Source organism: Luteibacter flocculans (genome assembly GCF_023612255.1).
Lineage (GTDB): Bacteria > Pseudomonadota > Gammaproteobacteria > Xanthomonadales > Rhodanobacteraceae > Luteibacter > Luteibacter flocculans.
Window position 1 is genome coordinate 3,118,261 of the sequence record NZ_CP063231.1, and the last position, 21,294, is coordinate 3,139,554.

Sequence of the window (21,294 nt, forward strand, 5' to 3'; positions counted from 1 at the left end):
GCGAGTTTCCGCACAAGAGAGCGGCCGAAGGCCACTAGGTACAAGGGCCGCGCCAGCGGCCATCCTTTCCGAACGCGGAGGACCTGTCTGAGCAGCGAGGGGGACACCGAAGGCTCTGGCCTCGTCGCACGAGCTAGCGGTAGCTCCGGGATTCCGCGATGAACCAAACAAAAAGGGCAATCCATTGCTGGATTGCCCTTCTTCCGCCGTTGATAGCCGTCGAGTACGGTGGTTGCCGACTACTTCAGATAATTGAACAACGTCAGATTCTGCATCTTCACAAAAGCCTGCTGTGCCGCGGTCAGCGCGGTCTGCTGCTGCACGAACTTGCTCGATGCGCTGGCGTAGTCGAGATCCTGCAGATTGGACAGCGTGGTGTCGTACTGCAGCTTCGTGTCGTCGCCGATCGCTTTCTGCTGGTCGAGAATGTTCATCCGCGCGCCGATCTTCGTGCGCGTGTTGAGGAAGCTCGTGGAGGCCTGATCCAGATTCTGCAGTTGCGCGTTGATCTGGTTGTTCATTGGTGCGCCACCGCCGGGCGCTTCGAAGGCATTGATGATGCCCGCGACGGTGGAAAAGACGTCCTGCGACGACGACGGTCCGACCGCAAAGGTGTCGCCGGTCGCCGGCGTGCCCGTGATGTTGAGCTGCGCACCCTTGAAATTGATCGTGCCAGTTTCGCCTGTATACGTACCCGTGCTCAGCGGCGGATCGGTGGGAAGCGCAGCGGCATCGCGAATTTCGTAATCCGTGGGCGAGGTAAAGGTAATCGTGTAGTTGCCGCCATCCCAGGACGACGCATCGGTCACCGACGTGGCGCCGACCACGGCCGATCCCGTATTGGCTGCGCCTGCGGTGGTGACGAAGGTGCCATTGCCGCCACGGATGGACATGAACACATCCGAGCCGCTGTCACCGGTGGCGACCTGCAAGCCGGCTGCCGCCGCGACCATGCGCTGGTTCTGATCGCCGCCGTAGCTCACGTTGAGACCATCCGCGGTGAACGGCTGGGTGGTCGTCCGGCTGCCAGCGAAGACATATTCGCCCTGCCCATCTCGTGTATTGCCCAGTGCGACAAGCTGCTTGAGCGTCTGCCGCAACTCGGTGGCGATCGACTGGCGCGATTCATCCGTCTGCGTGCCGTTCATGCCTTCCAGCGTGAGCGAGCGGATGCGGTCGAGGATGTCGCCGGCCGACGAGAGCGCCTGCTCTTCGACCGACAGGCGCGTGGTGGCCGATTGGATGTTGCGCGTGTACTGATCGTTCTGTGCGCTGGCGGAATTGGTATCCACCGCGCGGGCCGCGGCGGCCGGATTGTCGGCAGGCGTCTGGATGGCCTTGCCGTTGCCGAGCGCCAGCTGCGTCTGCGACATCTGGTACTGGCGATCGAGCAGTGTGTTGACCGCCTGCTGCTGACCCCAAGAAGTGGAAATGCGCATGATCAGCCTCGTACCGCGCTCAGAAGGGAATCGAAGATGGTGTTGGCCGCATTGATCACCTGTGCCGACGCCGCATAAGCCTGCTGAAAGCGCAGGAGACTCGCCGCCTCTTCGTCCATGTTCACTCCCGAAAGACTCTGCTGGGCCGACGTGGCCTGGTCGAGGATGCTTTGCTGCGCGTCCAGCGCCGTGTTCGCCTGGGCACCCGCGGTGCCGACCTGGGCGATCAACTGGCTGTAGGACTTGCCGACCGTGGTGACACCATTGTCGAGCACGCCCTGATTGGCTACCGCCGCCAGGGCGAGCGCATTGCCGTTGTCGCCGCTGGCCGACGCTGCGGGTTTCACACCGAACGTGTCGTTAGCGGCAGGTACACCGGAAAGCTTGAGGGTCCACCCGTTGCCAGTGATCGTGTCGCCGTCCGCATAGGTCTGGGCCGGGCCACCGTTGATCGAGTACGAGGTGGGCGAGCTGAACACGATGCTGACCGGCGTCTTGAAGGCCGGATCGGTGGGGTCGGTGACGGTAAGGGCGCCGAGCGTCGCCTTGCCCGTGTTGATCGCGCCCTTGCTCGCCATCAACGGCCCGGACGCCGCGATCTTGCTGGTATCGGTCACCGCCACGCTGATGGTGGAGGCGGCGTTACGGGTCGGCTGGATCTGGAAGCTGTCACCTGCCTGCGGCGTGCCGGACGGCACTGTGAGCGCCAGACCATCGATAAGGATCGGATCGGCCGCTGTGCCGGTACCCGTCGACGGCACGGCGACGCCCGCAGTCGTGGTGACGTTCCACTTGGTGCCGTCATAGCGCATGAGGTAATCGGCACTGCCCAGCTTGCCGACGTCGGTGACGGCCGCCGTTACCTGCGCGTTGCCCTTATTGCTGGTGCTGTTGAAGACCGCCGGGGCGCTGATGTCGAAGAACTTCCCGCCCGCATCGCCGTTGAGATCGACACCTTGCGCGTGCTGCTTGTTGAACGCGTCGGTGAGCGCAATGGCAGCGCGTCCCAGTTGGTTGCGCGCCGGATCGAGCACGTTCGTACGGAAGTCGAACGCAGCGCCGAGCGAGCCTGAACCGAACTGATTGCTGATGACCGAACCGGTGGGACCGACGACTTCCAGGCGCGAGGAGTCGTACTGATTCTGCGCCGTGGATAGTTTCGAGGCGTCGGTGCCGTTCACCAACGGCTGGCCGTTGCCGATCGACACGGTGACCATGCCGTCGCTGCCCTGGCTGACGTTCACGCCGACGATCTGCGAGAGCTGGGAGATCGCCTGGTCGCGCGCATCGAGCAAGTCGTTGGGAGAGGCGCCACCGACTGACGCACGCTGAATCTCGCCGTTGAGGTCGGCAATGCTGCGCGCGAGGCTGTTGATGTCGCCAACGGCGGCGGTGATCTGCTGGTTGGTCTGCTGATCGATCTGCTGGAACTGCGACGACAGCGAGCGGAACGTGGAGACCAGCGTATTCGCCTTGCCGATCAGGGCTTGGCGACTCGCGGTATCGACGGGCGCATTTGCCACGTCGCTCACGGCACCAAAGAAACCGTCAAGCGCCGTCTGCAGATTGGCAGAGCCGCTCACCGCATTGTTCGCGGCCGACGTCAGTCCGGCGTACTGGAGCGCCCGGCTCTGGCTTGACGTGGCGGACCACACGGACTGCGTGAGGAACTGGCTGTACGCGCGCTGCACGCTGACGGCATCGGCACCGCGGCCGACGTAGTAGCCACCGTTGTATTCCGGCGCGCGCGCGTTGAACGTCGTGGTCTGCCGCGTGTACCCGGCCGTGTTGACGTTACTGATGTTGTGTCCGACGGTGGACAGGCCCACTTGCGAAGCAAGCAGTCCGGAAACACCGGTGGAAAGCAGGTCGGCCATCCTCGTATCCCTTCTATGGTTTCATTGGCCCGCGAAGCTACAGATCCGCCGCGATATGCTTCAGCGCGGAAAGCGCCTGCGCCATCACGGGGCCATTGGCGATGTCGGTCAGCTTGCGGGCGTAGCTCGGATCGGTGGCGTAACCGCCCTTCACGAGCGCGTGGGCGAAGCCCGCTACATCGTCGCCCCGCCCCACAGCCGCCGCGTAGCGGGGGCTACTGGAAACCATGTCGGCATAATCCTTGAACGAATCGGAGGGCGAGTCGTACGCACGGAAGCTGTCCTTGCGACGGACCGCCACGCCATCTTCGTATTCGACGGTGGGCACGTTCACGCGCTTGCCATCCCAACTGCTACCGGCCTTGATGCCGAACATGTTGAAGCTGGTGGTGCTGCCCTGGGCAGGCATGTGCTTGCCCCAGCCGGTCTCGAGTGCGGCCTGCGCCAGCAGCGCACGCACGGACACGCCGAGCTTCTTCGCCGCCTCGATGGCGTGCGGCGCCAGCTTCTGCACAAATTCTTCCGGGCTGGAAATGGACAGCTTGCCCACCGCCCCCGCGACGGCATTGGCGCCATCGCCGACCGCACGCCCTGCCTGACCGAGCATGCGCTCGAGCGAGTCCATGAGCCCGCTGTCCTGATCCGACGGCGAGGACACGGCGGCCGCTGTCGATGCGTCACCCGTTACGCCTGCAAAGAGATCGTTCGACGCGCTGCCCTTGGCAGCGGTACCGCCAAGCTGGCGAACCAGCATGTCGGCGATGCCGATCCCCTTGCCCTGCGACAAGGTGAGCGACAACTGGTGATCGAACATGTCGCGGTAGGCATCGACGGCCTGGGAACCCATGATGTCGTCGCCCAACGCCGAGCTGGCGTCGCGCATGGACTTCAGCATCATCTGCGTGAAGATCGACTCGAACTGCTTTGCCACCGTGGGCAAGGCGGCCTTCGAGTCCGTCTGCGCCGCCGAACGAAGGCCCGCAAACGCGGACATGTCCGTGTAGGTGCCAAGCCTCTGCGTATCGACGGGTGCGACCATGTCAGATCACCACGAGTTCGGCGTGCAGGGCACCGGATTCCTTGAGCGCCTGCAGAATGGAAATGAGATCGCTCGGCGATGCACCCACCTGGTTCACCGCGCGCACGATGGCGTCCAGGCTGGTGCCCGGCCCGAACTTGAACATGTGGCCACCCTCTTCGCTCACCGCAACCTGGCTGCTGGGCACGACCGCGGTCTGTCCGCGGCTGAACGGCGCCGGCTGGCTGACCTGGGGCTGCTCGCTGATGGTGACCTGGATGGAACCATGGGCCACCGCAGCGGCACCGACCTTCACGTCCGAACCGATCACGACGGTGCCGGTCCGCGAATTGACGATGATCCTCGCGGGCGCGTCGCCCGGCGTCACTTCGAGCGCCTGGATGGTGGACAGCCAGCTCACGCGCTGCGACGGGTCCAGCGGCGCGCGCACCGCCACGGAGCCGGAGTCGATGGCATTGGCCGTACCCGCACCGAAGCTCTGGTTCACCGCCTGCGCGATACGCGCAGCGGTGGTGAAGTCGGCCGTGTTGAGGTTGAGCATGAGGTCGCCGCCCTTGTCGAACGACGTGGCAACGCTGCGCTCGATGCTGGCACCGCCCGGAATGCGACCGCTGGCCGAGATGTTGACCTGCACGCTGGAGCCGCTCTTGCCCTGCGCACTGACGCCACCCACCACGACGCTACCCTGAGCGATCGCATAGACCTGGCCGTCGGCACCCTTCAGGGGCGACATCAGAAGTTCGCCGCCGCGGATGCTCTTTGCGTTGCCGATCGAAGCGACGGTGACGTCGATGCGCTGGCCGGGCTTGGCGAAGGGCGGCAGTTCGGCCGTGATCGTCACGGCCGCAGCGTTCTTCAACTGCGGGCGCACGTTGGCGGGCACGTTCACGCCGAACTGCTGGAGCATGTTCTCCAGGCTTTGCGTGGTGAAAGGCGCCTGGCTGGTCTGGTCGCCACTGCCGTCGAGGCCCACGACGAGGCCATAGCCGATCAACTGGTTGCTGCGCACGCCACCGACCTGCACGAGGTCGCGAATGCGATCGGCGTGCGCAGGAAGCATGGCGCCGAGAGCCAGCACGGCAGCAGCGGTGCGAACGATGGCGCGAAAGCGGCGCATGGCGTTCATCAGAAGGGCATCCACTTCGAGTCGAAGAAGCGCGACAGCCAGCCGCGCGTGTTGGCATCGGCGAGCGTGCCCTTGCCGACGTATTCGATGCGCGCATCGGCAACGCGGCTCGATGCAACGACGTTGTCGTTGCCGATGTCTTGCGGACGGACGATGCCCGAGATGCGGACCAGTTCCTCGCCCTGGTTGATCGTGAGCCACTTCTCGCCGCGCACGACGAGTGCGCCGTTCGACAGTCGCTGGGCGACGGTGACGGTGATCTCGCCGGTGAGCTGGTTGCTCTGGCTCGACGTGCCGTCGCCGGCAAAGGCGTTGTTGCTGGACAGCGAGCTGTCGGCGCTCTTTCCGCCGATTTTCAGGCCCTGGCCGAGCAGCGTCGGCGACGAGATGGTGTTGCCGTTCTTCTTGTTCGTGCTCGTCGCAGCCTTCTTGCTCGCCTGCGTCGATTCCACGAGGGTGATCGTGAGGATGTCGCCGATACGGTGCGCACGCGGATCCGCAAACAGCTCCATGGACTGCTGGTCGGCGTAGATCGAGCCGGTAGCCTGCGGCTGCGCGGCGGGTTCGACCGGCAACGTGGCGGTGTACATCGGCTTGGGCGTGGGCGGCACCATCGCGCATCCGCCGAGCGCGAGCAGCGGCAGCGCGGAGACGAGAAATCGGGCGAAGGAACGGTTCATGAGCGGTCTCAGGTCTTGTTGGAGATGAACTGGAGCATCTGATCGGCCGCCGAGATCGCCTTCGAGTTCATCTCGTAGGCGCGTTGCGTCTCGATCATGTTCACCATTTCCTCGACCACGTTGACGTTCGACGTTTCGAGGGAGTTCTGTTCGATCGTGCCCAGGCCGTTCAGGCCGGCGGTGCCGGTCTGCGGTGCGCCGCTGGCGGCGGTCTCCAGGTACATGTTGTCGCCGCGCGGCTCCAGGCCCGCGGGGTTGACGAAGTCGGCGAGCTGGATGGTGCCGATCTGCTGCGACGCGGCGTTGCCCGCCGTGGTGACGCTCACCGTGCCGTCCTTGCCGATGCTGATGGTCGACGCGTTGGCGGGAATCGTGATGGCGGGCTCGATGGGATAGCCGTCGTTGGTCACGATCTGGCCGTCCTGATCGCGCTTCAGTGCGCCGTCGCGCGTGTAGCCCACCGTGCCGTCAGGCATCGTCACCTGCAGGAAGCCGCGGCCTTCGATGCGCATGTCGAGCGGATTGTCCGACTGCTGCACGCCACCCTGCTGGAACATCTTCTGCGTACCGACGACGCGCACGCCGGTACCGATCATGAGGCCGGTGGGCGACTGGGTCTGTTCGGTGGTCTGCGCGCCGGCCTGCCCACGGTTCTGGTAGGAAAGGTCCTCGAACTCCGCGCGCGAACGCTTGAACGCGGTCGTATTGGTGTTGGCGAGGTTATTCGACACGACATCCATGCGCGTCTGCTGCGCGTCGAGGCCGGTCTTGGCGATCCAGAGGGACGTGAACATCGTTGACTCCTGCGCACTTGGCGCTCTACGTGCCGGCGACGGAATTGCGTCGCGCGACGGTGGTTATCCCACCTGTAGCAATTTCGATGCCGACTGGGCGTTCTCGTCGGCACTCTTGATGGAACGGACCTGCATCTCGAACTCGCGGGAGAGCGAAATCATCTTCACCAGCACGTCGGAAGGGTTGACGTTGCTCGACTCCAGCGTCCCCGAGACCAGCTTCACGTTGGCGTCGGCGGGGGCCTGGCTGCCGTCTTTCATGTGCATCAGGCCGTCGGCGGCGTAGCTGAGCTGATCATTGCCGGGGTTCACCAGCTTGATCCGGTCGGTGGTGGCGACCGTGGCGGGCGACTCGCCCAGCGGCACGACGGAAATCGTGCCGTCGGAACCGATCTTCACGCTGGACGCCTGAGGAATCGTGATCGGACCGCCGCCGCCCAGCACCGCATTGCCGCGCACGTCCGTCAACAAACCGTCGGCGTCGATACGCAGGTTGCCGGCGCGGGTATAGCCCTCGGTACCGTCCGGCGTCTGCACGGCGATCCACCCGTCACCCTGGACCGACACGTCCAGGTCGTTGCCGGTCTGCATCTGCTGTCCGGCCGTGGTATCCCAGCCCGTACCCTGGGCCACGCCGTTGATGCGCGTCTTCAAGCCATCGCCACTGACGGGCAGGCTCTGGAACGCGGACAGTTCCGCCTTGAAGCCGGCGGTATTGGCGTTGGCGAGGTTGTGCGCCACCTCGGCCTGCGCGCGCATGATCTGCGACGCGCCAGTCATGGCGACATATACGGAGCGGTCCATGGCGTTTTCCTCGTGAGCCGATGATGGCGGACGCGGCGATGCCGCGCCCGCCGTCTACGTCAGTTGCGGATGTTGATGATCGTCTGGGTCAGCTTGTCGTCGGTGGAGATGACCTGCGCGTTCGCCTGGTAATTGCGCTGCGCCTTGATCATGTTCACCAGCTGCGCCGTGAGATCGGCGGTGTTGGACGATTCCAACTGGCCCGACTGCACGGTGCCCACGTCACCGGAGTTGCCAACGCCGCGAATCGGCTGACCCGACTCGGACGACGGCACCCAGTTGGTGTCGTTGAGCTGACGCAGCCCCTGGTTGTTGGCGAACGTGGCGAGAGCGAGCTGGCCCAGCGGCGTGGAAACGCCGTTGGAATAGTTGGCCGTCACGGTTCCGTCCTTGGCGACGTCGATCTTCGAGAACTTGCCGGCCGGGTAGCCATCGGTAGGGCTCGCGGTAGTGGCGTAGTTGTCGCCGAACTGCGTGATCTTGTTCACGTCGACCGTGAGGTTCAGCGGCGCCGCGCCCGGGTTCGGAGACACCGCGCCGAAGTTGAGCTTGCCACCGGCCGGCGTGGTGATCGCGCCACCCTGGCTGAAGGTGATCGGCTGCGCCGCTCCCACCTGCGTGCCATCGACGGTCATGTACGCGTTCCACGTGTTGGGCGCGGCGGCGTCTTTCACGTAGTAGACGTTGGTCGTGTGCGTCGCACCGAGCGAGTCGTAGGCCTGGAACGTCGACAGATAATTGTAGGTCTGGTCGTTGGTGGGATCGAAGGCACCACCGGTCGGCGCCGTGGCGCTGGCCGACAGGTTCGCGGTGAGGGTCACCGAGGTACTCGCCTTCGCCGGGCTGGAACCCGTGGTGATCTTGAGATCGGCCAGGGTACTCATGTCGTAGCCACCGCTGGCGGTCGGCGGGTAGACCTGCACGAACTGGCCGGTGGCGTTGACGATGTTGCCGTTGTCGTCCGGGTGGAAGTTACCGGCGCGCGTGTACGAATAACCGGCACCGTCGCGCAGCGTGAAGAAGCCCGCGCCGCTCAGACCGAAGTCGTAGGAGTTGCCGGTCTGGCTGAGCGTGCCATCGCTGAACTGCTGGGCGATGTTGGTCAGGCGCACGCCGCTGCCGGCGGCGTTGGCGGAAAGGTTCTCACCGGCAACCGAGTAGACCTGGGAGAACTCGGCACGCGAGCCCTTGAAGCCCACCGTGTTGACGTTGGCGATGTTGTTGGCGGTGACTTCCAGGTCGGAAGACGCCGCGTTGATGCCGCTGAGGGCGATTTCGAATGGCATGGGGTATTCCTCGCTGGACTTACAGGATTTGCGCGATCTGACTGAGCAGGGCGCCGCCGTAACCGGCCACCTGCACGTAGGTACCGTCGGTGCCCGAGGCGCCGACGCCTTCCACCTTGCCGCGAACGAACGTGTCGATCGCGGTCCCGCCGGAAGTAGCGGATATCTGGTAAACGCCGTCGGCGAGCTGCGTGCCGTCGTCGGATTTGCCGTCCCAGGAGAACTTGACGAGGCCGGCATCCGGCTGGCCCAGCGGCAAGGTGCGCACGACGTTGCCGGCCTGATCCTTCACCGTCACGTTCACGTAGGTGCCGGAGCTGCCGACGTTCACGGCGCCGTTGAGCGCGCCATCGGTGAGCTTGCCGGCCGACGAAGGCACGAGCACTTCCTGGCCCACCAGCGACGCGGCGCGAACGAACTGGTCGCCGGTCAGGTTGGTGGCCAGCGAGTCGAACGACTGCTGCAGCTCCTGCGTGGCCGCCACCTGCGAGAACTGCGCCATCTGGGCCACCATCTGCGTGGAGTCCATCGGCTTGGTCGGGTCCTGGTTGGTCATCTGCGTGACCATCAACTTCAGGAAATCCGATTGCGTGAGCGTCTGCTGCTGGAGCTGGCCCGACGACGACGTGGCGGTCGACGAGGAGGCGGCGGAACTGTTGCCGTTGATGGAATCGACCATGAGATGTCCCTTACTTGCCGAGGTCCAGCGTCTTCTGCATGAGCTGCTTGGCGCTGTTCATGACTTCGACGTTGTTCTGGTAGGAGCGCGACGCGGAGATCATGTTGACCAGTTCGTCGACCGGGTTGACGTTGCTTGAATAGACGTAGCCGTTGGCGTCGGCCAGCGGATTGGAAGGCTCGTAACGCGACTGGATCGGCGCCTGACTCTCGGAAACGCCCAGTGTGCGCACGCCGCCGTTTTCCATCTCGCCGTTGACCTGCTGCTGCACGGCCGAGAACAACGGCTGCTTAGCGCGGTAGGCCCCGGCTTCGCTGCTGGCGAGGCTGTCGGCATTGGCCATGTTGCTGGCGGTGGTGTTGAGTCGCGCGGACTGCGCGGCCATGCCGGAACCGGCGACGTCGAAGATCTTGAGCAGGCTCATGAGCTGGACCCCGTGATGGCGAGACGCATGGTGTGGATCTGGCCGTTGATGAAGCTGAGGGAGGCTTGGTAGTGGATGGCGTTGGCCGCGAACTGCGCCTGTTCGACCTGGGTGTCGACGGTGTTGCCGTCCATCGTGGGCTGGGTCTCGGCGCGGTAGGCGAGCTTGCCGGCGTCGGCGAGTGCCACAGCGGGATTGCCGCCAATGTGGCCGGGTTCCGTTGCCGTCATCGGCAGGGACGTACCCTCGGCGGCACCGGTGGCGGCGGCCATCGCCTTGCGGAAGTCGAGATCACGGGCGAGAAAGCCCGGCGTATCGGCGTTGGCGAGGTTGGAGGAAATGACCTCCGCACGGCGCTGCCACAGGCCCAGGGCCTGTGCGTGTACGCCGAACAATGCATCCGATTTGTCGAGCATGGGCTCTTACCCCTGTGACCTTGGCCCGAGGGGTTGAGCAATTCGCGTGCCATATCGCCGTCGGCTGCTGCAAACGGCGCTGTAGCGCCGTTCGGGCCGTGGTCTGGAGCCACCGGGAGGGGGCGGGCGTCGGAATTCCGGCGCTTGCGGCGACGGCGTGTCGCCGCCGCCCCTGGAACAGATCGGATCGCGCCGTCAGGCGGGCAGCAGTTCCAGCACAGCGGTCGCCAGGATGTCCGGCTGGAACTTGGCGATGAACCGGTCGGCGCCCACGCGCTCGACCATCGCCTCATTGAAGACGCCGCTCAGGGAGCTGTGCAGCAGCACTTTGAGGTGACGCAGTTGCGCGTCCTCACGGATGGCGCGGGTCAGTGCATAGCCGTCCATCGACGGCATTTCGATATCGGAAACGACCAGGGCGACACGCTCGGCGGCGGGCCCCGCGGCCATGCGATGAAGAATCTCGAGTCCTTCGGACCCGTCCTTGGCGATCACACTCTCCAGATCCATCTTGCGGAACAGGTCCACCAACTGTGTGCGCGCGACGAGGGAATCGTCCACCACCAGCACACGACGGTTGCGCGCAGGTTGCGCCTGGGCCGCGTGCTGCACGTTTTCAGAGAGGTCCACCGCGCGCGGATCGACGCTCGCCAGAACCTGCTCGACGTCGACGATGGCGATGAGGTCGCCATCCAGGCGAGTCACAGCGTTGACCCGGGGGCCGTAGCCGAGCGCGGAGGGGGGCGCCGCCATCTGGGCACCATCGACATGCACGATGCGGTCCACGTCGGAGACCAGGAATCCCTGCACCGAGCGGTTGAATTCGGTGACGATGAGGTGCGCGCTGTCGACAGTCGCCAGCGGCGGGTAGCCCATCGCTGCAGCGAGATCCACCACCGGGATCGTATGACCCCGGTAGTCGAAACTGCCGGCGACCAGGTCATGCATGCTGGGCATGTGCTCCAGCCGCGGCCGACGCAGAACCTCGCGAACCTTGAACACGTTGATGCCGAAGGCCTGCCGCTCGCCCAGCCGAAACAACAGCATGGCCACGCGATTGTGCCCGGCCAGGCGGGTGAAGGTTTCCACGGTGTCGAGAAGCGGTCGTGCCATGGGCGGGCATGTCGTCGAGAGAGGTATGCGATCCGTATCGGCGGCCCCGACACTTTCTGTAGGTGCGTTCGGCACAACGCCGATCCCGCGGCATCCAGAGGCGCCGGGCTTGTCCGTCGCACCCCAAAGACATTCTTGCCTGTGGGCGCACTCCTCATGGCAGCGAAGGCCACACGTCAATGGCACGGCGATTGCTTGACTCAAGAAAACCGGCCCCCGACCGATCTAAAGGGGCGACTAACCGACCAAGCGAAAGCGAAATCATGACCCTCCTCTGGAGCCAGCACGTCCGCCTCATCGCCCATGCCGCTGCCAGTGGCGACGCCGCGCGAGTCCGCGCGCTCGCCGCGCAATACCCGGCCGCCGCCAGCGCGATGGGCGCCCTGCTCAAGCCTGCCGAGCCCCGTACCGTGGCGGCCACCACGATCCAGGCGATCGAACAGCAAGGCATGACGCTGACCAATACGCAGGCGCTCGGCACGACCCTGCAGGAACTCGGCACGTCGATCGAAGGCGCCCGCGACACCGCCGGGCGTTTGACGGACGCCAGCGCCAGGATTTCGACGGCCATCGACCAGGCCCTTTCCGGCGTCGCCGGCATCGTGGACGCCGACACCAACGGACAGGCGACCTCCGCCGAACTGGACGGCCAGTTGCGCCTGCTGCGCAGCGCCCTGTCCGGCATGAGCCGCAATCACGCCCAATTCGCCGAATACTTCACTGCCATCCGCAAGCTCACGGCGACGGTGCAGGACATCGCCCACCAGACCAACCTCGTCGCGCTCAATGCCGCTATCGAGGCGGCGCGTGCCGGTGAAGCCGGTCGTGGCTTCGCCGTCGTGGCGGACGAAGTGAAGCAGTTGGCGGAAAAGACCACCCAGGCCACCGCCGAGATCGACCAGGTCACCCAGGCCGTCGGCGAATTCTCCGGTCACCTGGACGACACCGTCCAAACCAGCCTGCGTCGCCTCGAACAATCGCAGTCCGGCATCGCCGGCATGCAAAGCTCGCTGGGGCGCATCGACGACGCCGTGCGCGGTGCGCGCGGCAGCCTCGAATCCGCTCGCGAGGGCATGCTGGCCATGCAGGGTCGCATCGCGGCCATCCAGGCCAGCCAGGCCACGGTCGGCCGCGTGGCGAACGAAGCGCGCCGGCAGGCCGACTCGGCGGCGCGCGCGGCCGTATTGGCGCATCGCCTGGGCCTCGCCCGGCTCGAGACCGAGGGCAACCTCGATGCCGCCAGCCTCAGCCAGATGATCCGCGAGGCAAGCCAGGGCCTGCGCTATGCCCTTGAGCTCGCCTCGCGCGACCCGTCCGGCCTTGACCGCCGCTGGCTCGATACCACGCCGCTGATGCGCTGCATCGACCAGCTCCGCGCGCTTCGTCCGGATGGCTCGGCCGATGCCGTGCGTGCGGCCGGTGAGCGCTTCTCGACGCTGGCCTCGCAGTACGCGATCACGCTGGGCGAAGGGCGCCACGCCGACGCCGGCCATATGCTGCCTGGCCTTACCCGGGAGCTGGACGCGATCACGCACGGTCTGTCCGTTTCGCTGGCCGAGCGCGCTGCATGATGCGTCGCGTCCTCGCTGTCGCCACGACCGCCGCCCTGCTCGCCTGCCCGCTCTGCGCGGTAGCCGCGCAGTCGCTGGACGTCGTGCGCGCTACGGCGGTGGACTGGCTGCAGCAGCACCGCACGCTGCCCGGCGCGCGCATGACGGCGGAAGCCGGCACGCTCGACAGCCGTCTGCATCTCGCCGATTGCCCGAGTCCGCTCGACGCATCGTTGCCCGGTAACCGGCCCCTGGGGGCTCGCGTCAGCGTCATCGTCCGCTGCCCCGTACCCGGCGGCTGGACGGTCCGGGTACCGGTCAGCGTGAAGATGTTCACCAGCGTCCTGGTCACCAGCCGGCCGCTTGCGCGCGGGGACGGTATCGGCGCCGCCGACGTTCATGCTGAAGAGCGCGACGTTGCCAGCCTCGCCTACGGTTACGTGGCGGGCCTCGATCAGATCGGCGGTCGCGCCCTGGCACGCCCGCTCAACGCGGGGACGGTACTCACCCCCGGCATGCTCGCCGGCCGACAGGCGGTGCGCATCGGCGACGCCGTAAGCATGGAGGCCAATGTCGACGGCGTGACGATCCGTGCGGAGGGCGTCGCCATGGGCGCGGGCGACACAGGCGCCCGGCTCAAGGTTCGCAACGCCTCCTCGGGCAAGATCCTCGACGCGATCGTCAGCGGCCCGGGGACCGTGGCCGTCCTTCCCTGACTGAAACCGGAACCAGCTCACATATCACGGCCATTGGCCGGTTAAAGTTCGCCGACGGACCGCCGATACAGGGTCTGACGGAACACCAGCTCCGAGGGACACACCCATGACCAACACGATCAAGCCCGGCCTTCAGGCTCCCCAGCCCCAGGTGCAGCTGCGCTCTCAGAACACTGCTGCCGGCTCCGCCAGCGCAGCGTCGGGCACGGTTGCCAGCCGCCCGAGCGACGACAGCGTCAAGATCACCGACTCGGCAAAGGCGCTCGACGCCGCCAGCCGGGGCGACGGCATCGACACGAAGCGCGTGGAAGACATCCGCGCCCGCGTCGCCGATGGCACGTACAAGCCCGATGCCCAGGCCATTGCGAGCAAGTTCCTCGCGATGGAAGGCCAGATGGGTGGCGTGAAAGCATGAGCGGCCCGCTCGGCTCCGACTTCGATACGGCGCTCGCTGCCGTGATGGGCGACCTCGCTCGAGAAGTCGACGCCCTGCACGCCAGCCTGGTCGAAGAACGCATGGCGCTCGACCAGGCTGATTCAGCCGCGCTCGAAGCAGCCGGCCGCACGAAGAGCGACCTGCTGGACCGCATCGAAAAACTGGAGGTCGAACGCCGCCAGTTGTCCGACGCTTCCGGCATCGACAGCCTGAACGACCCACGCTGGGCGCACACGCTGGATCGCCTTCGCGAATGCCGGCAACTCAACGAAGTGAATGGCCGCATCGTCGGCCAACGGATCGGCCAGGTTCGCCAGGCGCTCGCACTGATCTCTGGCGAGGGCCCGGCAGGCAGCACCTACGGTCCCGATGGCGTCGCCAAGGTACGACTCCGTTCCGCGATGCTTGCCCAGGTTTAATCCCTACGAAACAGCGACACTCAAGGCACCACCCAGACGGCGAGAAGGAAGCAATGGCAGTAACTCCCCAAGCTGTCGCGGTAAACGACGACGGCATCCTCCCCATCGTCCGCGTGCCCATTCTCGACCGGAAACAATCGCTGTTCGCCTACGAACTGCTCTTTCCGCGTCCTATCGGCAGCGACATCGATGCCGCATCGCTTGCTCATACCCAGGCGACGTTGAGCGCGATTGCCGACGGCAGCCTCAAGCGCCTCGTTCGCGACAACCGCGCATTCCTGCACATGTCGCGTGAGCTGCTGCTCGAGCACGCCGACATCCTGCGTCACAACGCACGATTGGGTGCCAGCATCAGCGCCGATGTCGGCACCGACGAAGATCTGCTGCTCAAGCTCCGCGAGATGAAAGGCCACGGCTGCCTTTTCATGCTGGAAGACTTCAACCTGCCGGCAGACCCGGAGCACCGCGCCGGTGTCGACGCGCTACTGCGGATCGTTCAATTCGCCAAGGTTGCCGTGAATCACCGCCACCCCGTGGCGGCGCGCGCGCACATGGATTACGTCCATGCGTTCGGCGTCAAGGTGATCGTCACCGGTATCGATGACCACGAAACCTTCGTGGACTACGCCGAGCAGGACGTGGACGGCTTCCAGGGCAAATACCTGCTTCGTCCGGAGCGAGTGGACATGCCCCGCCTCACACCGAGCAAGCTCGGTGTGCTGCGCCTCATGGGCGCGCTGCAGGACCCGGACAACGGCCCCGTCGAGCTTGGCAAGATCATTCGCGACGACGCTATCCTCAGCTACAAGCTCCTCGGTTGCGTGAACTCGGCGTACTTCGCGCTGCCTCGCCAGCTCAAGTCCGTGGAGCAGGCGGCGGTGTTCTTCGGCGTCAACCGCATGCGCAACTGGATCTTCACCATGGCCGTCTCGGGCATGGACGAGCGTCCGCCGGAGCTGCTTCGTCTGGCGCTGATCCGCGCGCACATGTGCGAAAAACTGGCGCGCGCGGTGAAGCCGGACTTGCAGGAGATGGCGTTCACGGCGGGCCTGTTCTCGCTTCTCGATACGCTCATGAACGTGTCGATGGCCTACGTGCTCGAACACCTGCCCCTGGCTATCGAGATTCGCGAAGCGCTACTTGAAGGCACCGGGCCATTCGCACCGATCCTCGACCAGATCCGTCATTGGGAACAGGGCGAACTGGACGGTGGTTCCGCGCTGCGCGAGGAGCACGTGAGCACCATGGCCGCGATCTATGTCGAGGCGGCGAGCTGGGCCGACCACGTCTACGCGTTCGCTGACGGCTCCGCTACGGCAGAAGCATAACGAAGGAGGCGCCGGCTATCCTGCCGGCGTCCGCTGCTGCACCCGCCAGATCGCAAGCCCTCCGCCCAGTACGGCGAAGAGAAGCCAGACGCTGGCGGTCATGGCGTCGTGTACCAACCACATGGCGCCCGCTACCGCCGTCACCACCACGGCGCCGATACCGATCGCGAACAACGCATCGCCACGCAGACGGCTGGCCTGCGCCAGCAGCAGCGCACCGACGGCAGCCATCAGAAACGCCGCAAGCCGAACGATCAGCACGGCGGACGGCGGCTCCGGCAAGGCCGGTAGAACGTCGAGCAGGCTACGCTCCCCCACCTGCACGTCGAAACCGTCGCCACCCTCGCGATTGCTGGCAGGCACGAGCGTGTCGCCATCGATCCGGGCGAGCACCGTCATCGACTGCAAAGGCACGGCTTCCCAACTCACTCGGAGATCACCGAGCCGCGGATGCGCCGGCTTGCTGCTGGTGACCAGGGCGTCGTCGACGCGCTGAAACGTGGCGGCAAAATTGGGCGGCAACTTCTTCTCGTCCGGCGGTACGCTGACCCTGCCCGGAAACGCGCGAAGAATCGGCTCGGACAGCTTGAAGTTGCCGAGCTTCACCTCACCCGCCTCGAACTGCCGCCCCTGCACCGGAAAGGCACCGGGGTTCACGTGCCCGGCTGGCTTGGCGAAGCTGGTCGCGTCAATCGGTCGATCGACCCAATCGAGTTCGTAGTGGGTGGCGCCGCCGACGGTGATCTCGCGCCACTGGAACATCTCCACGTGACGGATGAGGATCGGCGATTCCGCGCTGACGTTGAACTCCTTGTCGCGCGGTGCCTCGACAATCTGCGGCACGCCGCTGACGCGGGTAAGTGAGCCGTACTGGCCTGCCGTGGGACGCCCGGCCGCCCCGAGGTCCAGCACCGGCGCACCGTGGCGCGCCAGCGCGGCGGCGTAGTCCATCACGCGGCGCTCGTTCCACGCGATCAGGCCCAGTCCGGCCAGCAACAGGATCGCGCCGGCCACCCGGAAACCCAGGGCCACGCCAGCCTGCTTCACCTTGTACCTCGACGTCATCCTGCCCCCTTCATGCAGTCGCCCAGCCCTCGGTTCCGGCCAGTCGCTCAAGCATATCGGCCGCGAGATAGCGGCCTTTATCGTCCCTCTTCACCGAAGCGACGGCGCAAGCGGGATCGTGGGTGAAAAACAGCCTCACATCGCGCGCGATCTTGTCGTCCAGAAAGGCCTTCTTCTCGTCGATGAGCTTCTCCGGCCAGCGGTCGTAGCCCATCGTCACGGGCAGGTGCACCCAGGGCCGCCCCGGTATGAGGTCGGCGCAGAATACGACGCCCGCCACTTCCGCCAGCATCAAGCCTGGCGTGTGACCTTCAGAAAACTCGAAGCGCACGGCCTTACCAAGCGACGACGACGCGCCCTCTCCCACCAGTTCGAGCCGACCGCTGTCTTCCAGCAGTCGGACGATCTCCGGAATGAACGAGGCGCGGTCGCGCGGATGAGGATCGCGAGCACGTGCCCAATGCTCGGCACCGACAAGGAACCGCGCATTCGGGAACAACAACCGCGCAGGCTCGCCCTCCGCCCATGGCGCAAGCAATCCACCGGCATGATCGAAATGCAGATGGGAAAGCACCACCGCGTCGATGTCTTCGTGACGCACCCCCGCCTCGGCCAGCGAATCCAGGAGAACGTGCCGTTCCTCGACCACGCCATAGCGTTCGCGCATGGCGGGGTCGAAGAACGCGCCGATCCCCGTCTCGAACAGGACGTTGCGGCCGTCGAGATCGGTCACCAGCAGGCAGCGGCACGCAAGCGGGATACGGTTGTGTTCGTCGGGCTCGATCCAGCGCGACCACATCGCGCGCGGCGCGTTGCCGAACATCGCGCCGCCGTCGAGCCGCTGCGAGTTACCGATCAACGACCAGAGTTTCATGCGTGCATCCTCATTGCACCTTGCCGAGCCCCGAAGGCCGCCGCGGATCGCTCGCGGCCTCCAGCGTCTGCGTACGATGATCCCAGGTCACCACGTTCATGAACCCCCAGGGCGAACGATTCTTGAGCACGTGCCCCATGTCGGTCAGCGTCTTGGCCGTGGCGTCGTCGAATACGCCGGCCTCCACGTCCACGCGGTCGGGCAGGTATTGATGGTGATAGCGCTTTTGCGCGGTGATCTGCGATGCGCTCTTGCCATCGACGAAGGCCAGAATGCCCTCGAGCACCTGCGTGATGATGGTGGAACCACCGGGCGAACCGATCACCGCGGTGCGATCGGCACCGAACACGAAGCTCGGCGACATCGACGACAGCATGCGCTTGCCGGGTGCGGGGGCGTTGGCGAGTGTGCCGCGCAAACCGAACGCGTTCGGCTGTCCTGGCACGAGCGCGAAGTCGTCCATCTCGTCGTTGAGGACCACGCCGGTGCCCTTCGCGATGAAGCCCGAACCGAATTCGAGATTCACCGTCAACGTGGAGGCCACCATGTTGCCGTCCGCGTCGATGATCGAGAAATGCGTGGTGTGCATGCCCGGCTCCGGCGCCATGGCGGTCGGCAGCAGGTCGGAAGGCGTGGCCTTGTCGGGGGAGATCGTCGCTCGCAGGCCATCGGCGTAATACGGCGACAGCAGCATGTCGAGCGGCATCTTCACGAAGTCCGGATCGCCGAGGTATTCGTTGTGATCGCGGAACGCGCGGCGCATCGCCTCGATCGTGAGATGCGTGGCGTGGGCGGCATCGAGCTTGGTCAGATCGAAGCCGGAGAGAATGTTGAGCACCTCCGCAATCGCCACGCCACCCGACGACGGCGGCGGCGCGGTGACGATGCGATAACCCTTGTAGTCCACGCGCAGCGGTTCGCGCTCCTTCACCTTATAGGCTTCGAGATCGGACGCCTGCCAGTTGCCCCCGGCATCGCGCGATGCGGAGACGAGCAGCGCGGCTGTTTCACCCTTGTAGAACCCATCGGCGCCCTTCGCCGCAAGACGCTCGAGCGTACGCGCCAGATCGGGCTGGCGAAGTGTCCAGCCCTGCTGCGGCACCTTGCCGCCCGGCAGATACACCGCCGCGGACGCCGGATAACGGGCGAGCACCGCCTTGCGATCGTCGATGGCGCTGAGGAAACGCGCGTCGGGCTGGAAACCTTCCTTGGCGATGCGGATGGCCGGTGCCAGCGACACGGACAGTGGCAGCTTGCCGTAGTGCTCGGCCATCCAGACCAGACCGGCCGGCTCACCCGGAATGCCCGCCGAAAGCGGACCGTTGGTCGACACGTCACGATTCGGCTTGCCGTCCTTGCCGACGTAGGTCTTCATGTCCACGGCCTGCGGTGCCGTCTCGCGCGCGTCGAGGAACACGTCGCGGTTGTCCGATGCACGGTGCAGCAGGGCCATGAAGCCACCGCCGATGCCCGAACTCTGCTGCTCGACCACCGCCAGGGTGGACGCCACGGCTACCGCTGCGTCGAACGCGTTACCGCCCTTGCCCAGCACTTCGAAACCGGCGTTGGTGGCGAGGAAGTTGGCACTGGCAATCGCCGCGTGCCCCGGTCCCCGCGAAGGAGCCGGCGTGTCGAGCGCAGCCACCTGCCCGGCGGTGACGACAAGAAGAAAGCTCGCGGCGAGCATGCGCCACGACGGGGCACGGACCATAGGGTTGTCTCCGATGGGGATATCGACGCGGACGAGATTACCGCATGACGCCCGGGCGAACGCTTATTTGGCGTTCTGCGCCATCAGGTGCTCGTACTTGAGCATGAGCTGCTCGCGGGTCTCCACGTGGTCCGGATCGTGCGGAATGCATTCCACCGGGCACACCTCGACGCACTGCGGGTTGTCGAAATGCCCGACGCACTCGGTGCAGAGGTTGGGATCGATCACGTAATACTGCTCGCCGAGCGATATGGCCTTGTTCGGGCACACCGGCTCGCACACGTCGCAGTTGACGCAGGTGTCGAGGATCAGGAGGGACATGCGGCGATTTTACCGCAAGGCGCGAGGTAGCGCGTTGCCCGCGTGAGTCGGCGCTGCGCGCCTGTAAGCCGGCCGCTGTGCGGCCTGTAAACCGTAAGCAGGCAAATGAAGAAGGGCGCCAGCGGCGCCCTTCTTCACGGTTCACGCTTTACGCTTCACGCACTCACATCGCGACGAAGCGGAAGGTCGCGCCGCTCGGGGCCACGGCGTCAGCCACGCGCTGCTGGTCGGCCTGATCGCCGATGAACAGCACGATCACATTCTTGAACGAGCCGGCGTTGGCACCCTTGAACGCTTCGATCATCAGATCGGCAGTCTTGGCCGAGTCCGGGCCACCGAAGACGAGCATGTTGCCCGGCGTGACGCCGCGGGCGACCGTGCCCTGCACGTTCTCGAGCTGGCGCGCGCGACCGTCCTGACCGGCCTGGTCGTCACCGGCGGGCACGAAATACGGGAACGGACGGTCCGCCGTCATGCCCTGCATGTTCTTCCGGACGATCTGGCCGAAGTACTGGCTCCACGCCTTGGTATCGCTCGGGTTGGTCGGCTTCGCGACGGCGGCTTCCTGCTGCGTGGCAGCCTGGTCGGTGTCTTCGGACTTGTTGCAGGCCGAAAGGGCCAGGGCGGCGGTCAGGGCCACGGACGCGGCGAGGACGAACTTACGCATGATGATCACCTTTGATTTTCAAGAGTTGCGCCAGCGCTGGCGCATGGCCTGCTGCACCGCCGGATGCACGAAGCCGGAAATATCGCCACCCAGGCGACCGATTTCACGCACGAGCGAGGAGGAGATGAAGCTGTATTGTTCCGCCGGGGTCAGGAACAGCGTCTCGGCCTGAGGAATCAGGTGACGGTTCATGCTGGCGAGCTGGAATTCGTATTCGAAGTCCGACACGGCGCGTAGGCCACGCAGGATGACGCCTGCCCCGATCTCCGTCACGAAGTCGGCAAGCAGGCAATCGAAGCCGCGCACGTCCACGTTCGGCAGGTCGGCAAGCGCCAGCCTGGCCAGGGCGATGCGCTCGCCGAGACTGAAACCGGGCCCCTTGTTGCGGCTCTCCGCTACCGCCACGACGATGCGGTCGAAAAGCGGCGCCGCGCGCGACACGAGATCGGCGTGCCCGTTCGTAATGGGATCGAAGGTGCCGGGGTAGACGGCAAGTCGCGGATTGGCCGGCACTGGAGTCATGAGAGGCG

At 65.6% G+C, this 21,294-nt stretch carries 23 protein-coding genes; 5 read left to right on the top strand and 18 right to left on the bottom strand.

Going from position 1 to position 21,294, the window contains the following annotated elements; all coding sequences use genetic code 11:
• Positions 1-239: 239 nt before the first annotated feature.
• From flgL to IM816_RS13515, 12 genes are all read right to left on the bottom strand, one after another.
• Positions 240-1,439: a flagellar hook-associated protein FlgL gene (gene flgL / locus IM816_RS13460; protein ID WP_250338463.1), complete on the bottom strand. Its 1,200-nt coding sequence runs from the start codon at positions 1,437-1,439 to the stop codon at positions 240-242.
• 2 nt (positions 1,440-1,441) lie between these two features.
• A complete protein-coding gene (flgK, locus tag IM816_RS13465; protein ID WP_250338464.1) occupies positions 1,442-3,316 on the bottom strand; it encodes a flagellar hook-associated protein FlgK in 1,875 nt (624 codons plus the stop codon).
• A gap of 37 nt (positions 3,317-3,353) precedes the next feature.
• Complete coding sequence (gene flgJ, locus IM816_RS13470; RefSeq protein ID WP_072321727.1) at positions 3,354-4,355, bottom strand: flagellar assembly peptidoglycan hydrolase FlgJ; 1,002 nt, start codon at positions 4,353-4,355, stop codon at positions 3,354-3,356.
• 1 nt (position 4,356) lies between these two features.
• A complete protein-coding gene (locus tag IM816_RS13475; protein WP_072322293.1) occupies positions 4,357-5,472 on the bottom strand; it encodes a flagellar basal body P-ring protein FlgI in 1,116 nt (371 codons plus the stop codon).
• A gap of 8 nt (positions 5,473-5,480) precedes the next feature.
• Positions 5,481-6,161 carry a flagellar basal body L-ring protein FlgH gene (gene flgH, locus IM816_RS13480; RefSeq protein ID WP_250338466.1) on the bottom strand — a complete coding sequence of 227 codons (681 nt, stop codon included), beginning with the start codon at positions 6,159-6,161 and terminating at the stop codon, positions 5,481-5,483.
• A gap of 8 nt (positions 6,162-6,169) precedes the next feature.
• A complete protein-coding gene (gene flgG / locus IM816_RS13485) occupies positions 6,170-6,955 on the bottom strand; it encodes a flagellar basal-body rod protein FlgG (RefSeq protein WP_072321729.1) in 786 nt (261 codons plus the stop codon).
• 63 nt (positions 6,956-7,018) lie between these two features.
• Positions 7,019-7,759, bottom strand: coding sequence for a flagellar basal-body rod protein FlgF (gene flgF / locus IM816_RS13490; RefSeq protein ID WP_250338467.1), 741 nt, complete (start codon positions 7,757-7,759; stop codon positions 7,019-7,021).
• A 59-nt stretch (positions 7,760-7,818) separates the two neighbouring features.
• Positions 7,819-9,045 carry a flagellar hook protein FlgE gene (gene flgE / locus IM816_RS13495; protein ID WP_250338468.1) on the bottom strand — a complete coding sequence of 409 codons (1,227 nt, stop codon included), beginning with the start codon at positions 9,043-9,045 and terminating at the stop codon, positions 7,819-7,821.
• A gap of 19 nt (positions 9,046-9,064) precedes the next feature.
• Positions 9,065-9,724 (bottom strand): flagellar hook assembly protein FlgD, encoded by a 660-nt coding sequence (locus IM816_RS13500; protein ID WP_072321732.1) that lies wholly within the window; start codon positions 9,722-9,724, stop codon positions 9,065-9,067.
• Between the two features lie 10 nt (positions 9,725-9,734).
• A complete protein-coding gene (flgC, locus tag IM816_RS13505; protein ID WP_072321733.1) occupies positions 9,735-10,148 on the bottom strand; it encodes a flagellar basal body rod protein FlgC in 414 nt (137 codons plus the stop codon).
• Positions 10,145-10,564 carry a flagellar basal body rod protein FlgB gene (gene flgB / locus IM816_RS13510; RefSeq protein WP_072321734.1) on the bottom strand — a complete coding sequence of 140 codons (420 nt, stop codon included), beginning with the start codon at positions 10,562-10,564 and terminating at the stop codon, positions 10,145-10,147. The genes flgC and flgB overlap by 4 nt, the downstream gene beginning before the upstream one ends.
• Positions 10,565-10,759: 195 nt before the next feature.
• Positions 10,760-11,677: a chemotaxis protein gene (locus IM816_RS13515; protein WP_250338469.1), complete on the bottom strand. Its 918-nt coding sequence runs from the start codon at positions 11,675-11,677 to the stop codon at positions 10,760-10,762.
• 263 nt (positions 11,678-11,940) lie between these two features.
• Between IM816_RS13515 and IM816_RS13520 the strand changes: the two genes are divergently transcribed.
• The 5 genes from IM816_RS13520 (at position 11,941) to IM816_RS13540 (ending at position 16,126) form a co-directional block, all read left to right on the top strand.
• On the top strand, positions 11,941-13,248 hold the full coding sequence (locus IM816_RS13520; RefSeq protein WP_250338470.1) for a methyl-accepting chemotaxis protein: 1,308 nt from the start codon (positions 11,941-11,943) through the stop codon (positions 13,246-13,248).
• Positions 13,245-13,943, top strand: coding sequence for a flagellar basal body P-ring formation chaperone FlgA (flgA, locus tag IM816_RS13525; RefSeq protein ID WP_072321737.1), 699 nt, complete (start codon positions 13,245-13,247; stop codon positions 13,941-13,943). Before IM816_RS13520 ends, flgA begins: the two co-directional genes overlap by 4 nt.
• Positions 13,944-14,049: 106 nt before the next feature.
• Positions 14,050-14,358 (top strand): flagellar biosynthesis anti-sigma factor FlgM, encoded by a 309-nt coding sequence (flgM, locus tag IM816_RS13530; RefSeq protein WP_250338471.1) that lies wholly within the window; start codon positions 14,050-14,052, stop codon positions 14,356-14,358.
• Entirely contained in the window at positions 14,355-14,798 is a 444-nt protein-coding gene (locus tag IM816_RS13535; RefSeq protein WP_250338472.1) for a flagella synthesis protein FlgN, read from the top strand. The genes flgM and IM816_RS13535 overlap by 4 nt, the downstream gene beginning before the upstream one ends.
• 53 nt (positions 14,799-14,851) lie before the next feature.
• A complete protein-coding gene (locus IM816_RS13540; protein ID WP_250338473.1) occupies positions 14,852-16,126 on the top strand; it encodes an EAL and HDOD domain-containing protein in 1,275 nt (424 codons plus the stop codon).
• 15 nt (positions 16,127-16,141) lie between these two features.
• Here the strand turns inward: IM816_RS13540 and IM816_RS13545 are convergent, their stop codons facing one another.
• The 6 genes from IM816_RS13545 to coaD form a co-directional block, all read right to left on the bottom strand.
• A complete protein-coding gene (locus tag IM816_RS13545) occupies positions 16,142-17,191 on the bottom strand; it encodes a TMEM43 family protein (protein WP_250338474.1) in 1,050 nt (349 codons plus the stop codon).
• A gap of 10 nt (positions 17,192-17,201) precedes the next feature.
• Positions 17,202-18,065, bottom strand: coding sequence for an MBL fold metallo-hydrolase (locus tag IM816_RS13550; RefSeq protein WP_250338475.1), 864 nt, complete (start codon positions 18,063-18,065; stop codon positions 17,202-17,204).
• Positions 18,066-18,075: 10 nt separating this feature from the next.
• On the bottom strand, positions 18,076-19,776 hold the full coding sequence (ggt, locus tag IM816_RS13555; RefSeq protein ID WP_250338476.1) for a gamma-glutamyltransferase: 1,701 nt from the start codon (positions 19,774-19,776) through the stop codon (positions 18,076-18,078).
• Between the two features lie 63 nt (positions 19,777-19,839).
• The gene (locus IM816_RS13560; protein WP_072321744.1) at positions 19,840-20,097 is read right to left on the bottom strand and encodes a YfhL family 4Fe-4S dicluster ferredoxin; all 258 of its coding nucleotides are present in this window, start codon (positions 20,095-20,097) and stop codon (positions 19,840-19,842) included.
• Positions 20,098-20,260: 163 nt separating this feature from the next.
• Complete coding sequence (locus tag IM816_RS13565) at positions 20,261-20,764, bottom strand: hypothetical protein (protein ID WP_072322294.1); 504 nt, start codon at positions 20,762-20,764, stop codon at positions 20,261-20,263.
• A gap of 18 nt (positions 20,765-20,782) precedes the next feature.
• Positions 20,783-21,286: a pantetheine-phosphate adenylyltransferase gene (gene coaD / locus IM816_RS13570; protein ID WP_072321745.1), complete on the bottom strand. Its 504-nt coding sequence runs from the start codon at positions 21,284-21,286 to the stop codon at positions 20,783-20,785.
• Positions 21,287-21,294 lie beyond the last annotated feature (8 nt).